The sequence below is a fragment of the Candidatus Woesearchaeota archaeon genome, assembly GCA_018303425.1.
In the GTDB taxonomy this organism is placed as follows: domain Archaea; phylum Nanobdellota; class Nanobdellia; order Woesearchaeales; family JAGVYF01; genus JAGVYF01.
This window is the reverse complement of sequence record JAGVYF010000018.1, coordinates 1-7512: the sequence shown is the minus strand read 5'-3', so window position 1 is coordinate 7512 and position 7512 is coordinate 1. Positions and strand designations below refer to the sequence as shown.

7 protein-coding genes are annotated in these 7512 nt (G+C 30.5%); 4 read left to right on the top strand and 3 right to left on the bottom strand.

Annotation, left to right across the window (positions count from 1 at the left end; all coding sequences use genetic code 11):
* Positions 1–227: 227 nt before the first annotated feature.
* Complete coding sequence (locus J4418_02995; protein ID MBS3113022.1) at positions 228–1187, bottom strand: ankyrin repeat domain-containing protein; 960 nt, start codon at positions 1185–1187, stop codon at positions 228–230.
* Between the two features lie 230 nt (positions 1188–1417).
* Between J4418_02995 and J4418_02990 the strand changes: the two genes are divergently transcribed.
* The 3 genes from J4418_02990 (at position 1418) to J4418_02980 (ending at position 4330) form a co-directional block, all read left to right on the top strand.
* Positions 1418–1951, top strand: coding sequence for a hypothetical protein (locus J4418_02990; GenBank protein ID MBS3113021.1), 534 nt, complete (start codon positions 1418–1420; stop codon positions 1949–1951).
* 133 nt (positions 1952–2084) lie between these two features.
* Positions 2085–2378, top strand: coding sequence for a hypothetical protein (locus J4418_02985; GenBank protein ID MBS3113020.1), 294 nt, complete (start codon positions 2085–2087; stop codon positions 2376–2378).
* Positions 2379–2422: 44 nt separating this feature from the next.
* Entirely contained in the window at positions 2423–4330 is a 1908-nt protein-coding gene (locus J4418_02980) for a U32 family peptidase (protein MBS3113019.1), read from the top strand.
* Between the two features lies 1 nt (position 4331).
* On the opposite strand, the gene J4418_02975 is transcribed toward J4418_02980, so the two are convergent.
* Complete coding sequence (locus tag J4418_02975) at positions 4332–5048, bottom strand: DNA alkylation repair protein (protein ID MBS3113018.1); 717 nt, start codon at positions 5046–5048, stop codon at positions 4332–4334.
* Positions 5008–6228 (bottom strand): pyridoxal phosphate-dependent aminotransferase, encoded by a 1221-nt coding sequence (locus tag J4418_02970; protein MBS3113017.1) that lies wholly within the window; start codon positions 6226–6228, stop codon positions 5008–5010. Before J4418_02970 ends, J4418_02975 begins: the two co-directional genes overlap by 41 nt.
* A gap of 238 nt (positions 6229–6466) precedes the next feature.
* Here J4418_02970 and J4418_02965 point away from each other — a divergent pair.
* Positions 6467–7512: DEAD/DEAH box helicase (locus J4418_02965; protein MBS3113016.1), on the top strand; the 1046-nt coding region annotated here is incomplete at its 3' end.

Genomic DNA, 7512 nt, shown 5'->3' with positions numbered 1-7512 from the left:
TTTTCTAATAATTCTTGAACGCCAATAGTACCTTCTGGCTTGTATGGTCCTTTCTCGCAACCGGATAATATTGATGACACAAATAATAAAATAATTATTATTAATGTTTTGATTTTCATGCTCATTTGCTCATTTTAAATTATATAAATGTTTTGCATAAACTTCATCATTTAATTTAAAATTGGAAGAAAATTAGTTATATCTTTTTTATTAAAAAAAAGGTTATTTTACATTTTTCCCATATTTTCCCAGGTAACTGGGATAATAGTTTCACTGCCATCCTTATTTGTCACATAGTAATATCTATCCCTTCCAGGTAATACTCCTTTATGTTCACTAAGAAGTTTAAATATGTCTTTACGTTTCTGATGGAGTGCCAAAAGTATTGCATTTGTTTTATTATGATTCATATGATTTATATCTGTATCAAATCTATTGATTAAAAGTCTAATAATTTCTATATTTATATTTCGATATTGCATTGCCCAAATTAATGCAGTATTTCCCTCTAAATCTTGGCTATTTATATTTAATCTTGGACTTGATAATAATAATTTAACAATTTCTAGATTATTGTAAGTACATGCATACATTAATGCAGTTTTAAGATAGTGATCCTGTTGATTTATATCTACAACAATCGGATTTTTTAAGAGTAGTTTGACTATTTCTATATTGTTATTCATACATGCTTTTATTAATGGAGTTGTGTAACTCTTACTACAACCATAGTTATTCCAGAGATTACTGGCGGTAAGAAGAAGTTTAACCATTTCTACATCATTTATTTCAATTGCTATAAACAATGCGTTTTTTCGATCTAACCCTACTATATTTACATCTATACCTAAAATCCCGCTCATTGTTGTACCTATATTCAGCAGAAAATTAACAAGTTTGTAATTATTATTTCTAACTGCGTAAATTAAGGGAGGTGATTGAAATTTATCATAAGGTTTATTAGAATTAAGAGCATCATAAAAATCTTTTTGTTCAGCAGTATTACTTAATTTTAGTCCTATTTCAAAAATTTTTTCAAATAACTTAAGATTAACTCTTTTTCCAGTAACAATGTAATCAATTAATTTATGCCAATTAAGATTATTATCTGGTTTTACATAATCCTCAAATTTTAAACTTGTTATCTTGAATTGCGCACGTAACATTAATTCAAATTTCTTTTCCATTAAAATTATATGAATTTTAGTATTTATCAATATTATGGTAGTGCAGTATATATGTTTTTGTAAATAGATTGAAGTATTTTTATAATTTAAAATTATTATAGGTCTTATTAATTTCTAATTTAATCTAATCTAGATTAATATTCTAAAAAAAAGGGGTGCAATAATTTATGTATACTACATTTTGTTAATCTGATAGATAGTTTTTTATATTATAGGCTTATTTTATAATTATGGTAGATATTCGCAAGATTCTCATTATTTTTGTTATAGGTATCCTTTATGGGGTTTTTGTCCATAGTTTTGTTGATGCAGTTTATCCGGAGCCAAGGTATGAGGATTATTGCAACGAATATGGAAGAACAATTCCTTTTAAGGAAAAACCTGCTGAATGTGAACCAGTTGAATTGCCTAAATGTAAGGGTTATATTGATTATCAATATAATAGTGAAGGTTGCCCAATACTTGCAGAATGCAATTTATGCTCTCTTGAACTTGAAGATTCAATGCAAAAACACAATTTAGTCTATTTTATACTATCTTCAATTTTTGGTTTATTTGCAATTTCATTAGCAATATATTTACCTCTAAAAAAGAACGAGTTAAATGAATGGATAGGCACAGGTTTTATGCTTGGCGGCATTTTATCTATTTTTATCGGGACTGCAATCTATTATGGAGATATGGCAAGAATATTTAGGCCGTTTGTGATCCTGGTTGAATTAATAATCATTATCTCTCTTGCATATAAAAAAATTAAAGCTTAAAACATTGCTTATTAAAAGTTAACGCCCTTCAGTGAAGTGTTATATCTAATTAGATTTTGCAATCTTTGGTTGGCTTATAGAATTTTAGATTACACGAACCGACGTTAACTTTATTTTAAAATTAAAACATATAATGGCTAAAGTTCAATTTAAACAAAAATGCATCAGATGCAAACAGAAATATGTGATTTCATCTAAAAGCGATAAATTCATCGTTTGTTATGATTGCCAAAAGAAAGAGCTTGATCAAGAGATAGAGGACCCTAATTTTAAAGAACTTTTTAACATTCCGGAAGAATTTTATAAGCAGAACATTTTTTTAAGAAGTATTAAATCTAGTTATTTAAGGTTTAATAATCTTACAGATAGGCAGATTGAAGCTTTTAAAAAAGTTGTAAAAGATCTGGAAGATGGGAATAAAAAGTAAAATTTTCACTTAACCTTATAAACCTTTAATTTTATCATTCCGATATGAACAAAGTAGAATTACTATTACCTGCAGGAAATAATGCCTGTTTGAGAGCTGCAGTGAACAATGGTGCTGATGCAGTTTATCTAGGCTTAACCAAATTTGGGGCTAGAACCCTTGCTAAAAATTTTAATGAAGAAAATATTAGGAGCGCTGTTGAATATTGTCATAAACATAAAGTTAAAGTTTACGTTACCTTTAACACGCTTGTAAAGAACCATGAACTTTATGAATATTTTGAACAGATGAATATAGCATATTCTGCAAGAGTGGACGGGGTTATTATTCAGGATTCAGCGTTTATTCCCGCAATTAAAACAAATTTTCCTTCAATGCTCATACATATGTCCACGCAGGCAACTATCACTAATACTTTTTCAGTGCCTAAAAACGTTGAGAGAATAATTTTGCCGAGGGAATTTTCTTTGCCTGAAATTAAACATTTTTCTAAAGAATACAAGACAGAGATATTTGTGCATGGCGCTTTATGTTTTTCATATAGCGGGCAATGTTTATTTTCTTCAGTTGTCGGAGGCAGAAGCGCTAACAGGGGGAGATGCGCTCAACCTTGCAGGAAAAGGTACAACAATAAATATTCAATAAGTACGATGGACCTTTGCGCTCTTGAACAGTTGCCGGTTTTAATTAAAGCAGGGGTTTCAACATTTAAGATTGAGGGCAGGATGCGTAGTCCTTTATATGTTGCAACTGTTGCAAAAATTTATCGGAAATATATTGATTTATATTATAAAGGGGATTTTAAAATTGAAGAATCTGATATAGACCTTCTTAAACTTGCATTTAATAGAGAATTTACTTCTGGACTTGGTTTTGAAGAAAATATTATTGACTCCAGAATGTCTTCTAACAGAGGACTATTTTTGGGGCAGTTGGTCAATGGAGAAATTAAGCTTAAGCATGGACTAAATAAGGGGGACACTATAAATATTTGGCAAAATAATGATTTTAATGAACATGTTGTAAAAAATATGAAAAACGGTTATAAATCTGTAAAGTTTGCTTTTCCAGGAGATATAGTAAAAATAAATGATTTAATTATGGATAAAGTTCCTATTTATAAAAAAGCTTCAAATGAATTAACTGCAGAACTTGGCGAAGAGATTCCTCATCTTATATCAAAAACAAAGAAACGTAAAATTATTTTACCATATGTTGAATTAAATAAAAACGTGGATTCCCCCAAACTTTTTGTTAAGGTTTATAATAAGAATTTTGCAATTGAAGCTGATAAAGCAAAAGCGCATGTTATTTATTATGATATTTTGAAAGAGGACTGTGAACAAGTAAAATCATTAATTAAAAATGCCGAATTTTTTGTTTTCACACCAAGGATTTTGTCTGATGCGCAGATAAAAGAAATTGTTAAAAAAATCAAAAAAGTAAATCCTGCGGGGGTACTAGTCGGTAATAAAGGATTATTGCCCTTCTTAAAAAAGTATCAATTGCATTTAGATTATTCATTTAACTGCTTTAATGATCTTGATTTGGCAAGCTATGGCGGTTTGCCTATTATATCACCGGAGTTGTGTTTTGATGACCTTAAAGAGTTCCGGAACAAAAATTTTATTTTGCATGCACATGGAAATATTGTAGTTATGACTTCAAAACAAAAACTTAAAGCCCCTGAACTGGTTGACGATGAGGGCAGACACTTTAAAGTGAGGGAATATAATGGTTGCACTGAAATATTAAATTCTAAACAATTGGGACTATTCAGCAAAGTGCAGGATTGTATTAATGAAAATATTAATTATTTTTATCTGGATTTATCAAAAGATGTTACTCGTTTTGTTAAAGTTTATCAAAAGATTATCAAAGGCATAGATTTTGAAGATAAGAAAATAAGCAAAGGTTTTACAAAAGGGCATTTTGAACGCGGAGTTGAATAAGCTATTTCATTAGATACTCTTTTCTCATCTCTTTACTAAATTTTTCAATAGAATAACGCAGCATGGTTCTGGGCATAACCCGTGAATATTTTTTTAAAAATGTTTCAAGAACTTTAACATCTCGCTTACCGGTTTCCCTCAACATCCAACCAACTGCTTTATGTATTAAATCGTGTTTATCATGTAAAAGTATTTCAGAAATTTTAATCGTATCATCAAATTTATTATTATAAATAAATGCCATTGTGGAAACAATTGAAATTCTTTTTTCCCACATATTTTTAGATTTGGCGTATTTGTACAATAAACTTTTATTGTTATCAAGCAGGTATTGTCCAATTATGCGCGGAGCAGTAACATCAATAATGTCCCAGTTATTTGCATATTTATGATACTTGACATAAAAATTAAATATATTTTTGCGCTGTTCAGGATATTTTTCAAATTGATATGTTAAAATAATAAATCCTGTTAATCTGTGTTCATGTATGCCGCTAGAAACTAGTTCAACCAAATCCATTAATGGGGCATGCATGTATTTTTTAGCAATCTTTCTTTGTTCTGGTACAGTTACGCCGATAAACTTGTCACCTTCCCCATATTCTCCTTTTCTGCTTTTAAAAAAATTAGAATAAATTTCTGCGTTTTTTTTGCATGCAAGATTATTTAATTCTTGTTTAATTTTTTCTGAAATCATTATACATATTCTGGAGTTCATCCTTTTTATGTTTTATTATTTGGGACATATCTTTAATCTCTTCTAAACTTACTGCCCCATAACAAAGCCTAATTAAGCCACTCCCCCATGGGACTGGCGCAATTCCAGTTTTTTGTAAAAATGTTTTAGCGTATTCTGGATTATTTATTCCAGTCTCAAAACATGCATATATTGCGCCATCTAAATTTCCCAATAATTTCCAGCCAATTTCAGATAAAGGGATTTTTAAATCTTCAAGTACAGCATTCCTTCTTTTATTTTGTGATTCTGTGATTTTCGACAACAAATCAGGGTTTTCATTTAATTCGTTAAATATTGCAAGAGCCATTGCTTGTGATGGCTTTCTAATTGTGCCTTGCCCTCGATTAATCCTTGTTAATGCTTCAAGGGCACTGACACCATACTTATTTTTTATATAATCATTATCTTGTGTAATCATAATTCCAAGTCCAATGCCCGGGGCAGCTGGCCATTTAGATGTAGAGTCAAGCCTTATAGTTTGTTCATAGTTAGTTATTAACTCTTTAATTTGGCCAGTAAAATTAAGATGCCAGTAAACTTCGTCAAGTATAATCCACGTATCGTTTTTTGCAGCGATTTTTTCAATTTTTTCATAATCTTCTTGATTAATCACTCTTCCAGTAGGATTGTCTGGTGTTGTTACAAGTATAGCCGCCGTGTTCTTGTTTACTTTAGTTTCAAGATTTTCAGCAGTAAAATTGCCTGAATCATCAAAAAATTTAACCGGCACTGCTAAACCCGATTGGCTATTAATAATAAAGTCGTATACTACCCATCCAGGTTCAGGTCTTACAACTTCAGTTTTATTTGTATCAACTATTAACTGTAAAACGTTACCGATGCTTTTTGAAGCGCCCCCATCGTTAACTACAACATTTTTTGAAGAGACATTGGTTCTTAAAGCAGAATAAGCTTCTCTTAGTTCTTGCTCCCCCTGTAAATTTCCATAGCTTAATGTTAGCTTTTCGAGAATTTTATTTGTCTTTTCATAAAGCGCAGGAAAATAATTTTCAATTCGAGGAACAGGTGCGCCGATATGTGTTGCAAATGTCTTTATTCCTTTTTTTTCCAATTCAATTTGTATGCTTCTTATTTCGGAGATTTTATCAGGTGGAAACAACGGATTGCTCCATCTATTTGAAAACTGGCGCGTTGACATCTGACTAACCCAATAATAATTGGTTTATAATTATTTATAGTTTAGATTATAACATTCAATCACAATTTTAATTTTACAGTTTTATTAAATACATTAAAAATTTCTAAACCAAACTAAACTAAACCGCAATCCTTATATACCCCCCTTTATTCTATAATATATAATAAAACATATAGTCAGAGAGAGCATTTGTTAACGCATTTCGCTTTTTCTAAACAATTGCTATATTATTTAAAAAATGACTGAATTTAAAGAATTTGGATTAAGTAATAATTTATTGATTAAAATAGAAGATCTTGGTATTACCAAGCCTACTTCCATTCAAGAAAAATCAATACCTTTGATTATTGAAGGTAAAGATGTTATTGGTGAATCGGCTACAGGTTCAGGTAAAACTTTAGCTTTTGGTTCAGGCATTGTTGAAAAAGTGGAACCTCAGGCCGGTATACAAGCGCTGGTTTTAACCCCCACTAGAGAACTTGCTCAACAAGTTAAGGAATCATTAAAATCTTTTTCATATAAACGTTTAAAAATTATTACAATTTTTGGGGGTGTATCATATACCCCGCAGGTTGCAGATTTATCAAGAGCAGATGTAGTAGTAGCTACTCCAGGCAGATTATTAGATCACTTACAAAGAAATAATTTAGATTTATCCGGCATTAAAATATTGGTCCTTGACGAAGCAGACAGGATGTTTGATATGGGATTTATATTAGATGTTGAAAAAATAATTAGGCAGTGTTCAAAAAACAGGCAAACTTTATTTTTTTCTGCAACAATGCCCCCTAAAGTTAAAAGATTGGCTGATAAATATATGAAGCAGCCTAAATCAGTTTCAGCTGTTAAATATGTTGACCCTAAAAAATTAAAGCAGGCATATTACCAAGTGCCTAAAAATTTTAAAATTGCATTATTATTGAAATTATTAAATGACCAAGAAGCTGGTCTTTCTATGGTTTTTTGCAATACCCGAAAAAATACTGATTTTGTAACTCAAAACTTAAGATTGAACAAAGTAAGGGCTTTAGCCATCCACGGGGGGTTATCACAAAACAAACGTTCTGGCATGATTAAAATGTTTAATGATGCTAATAGGGGTGTTCTTGTATGCACAGATATTGCTGCGCGCGGTTTGCATATTGATAATGTAACGCATATATTTAATTATGATTTGCCTTTTGATGCGACTGACTATATTCATAGAATTGGCAGGACTGCAAGAGCTGGTGAAAATGGCCAGGTAATCAATCTTTTAAGTAAGTATGATTATGATAATTTTTC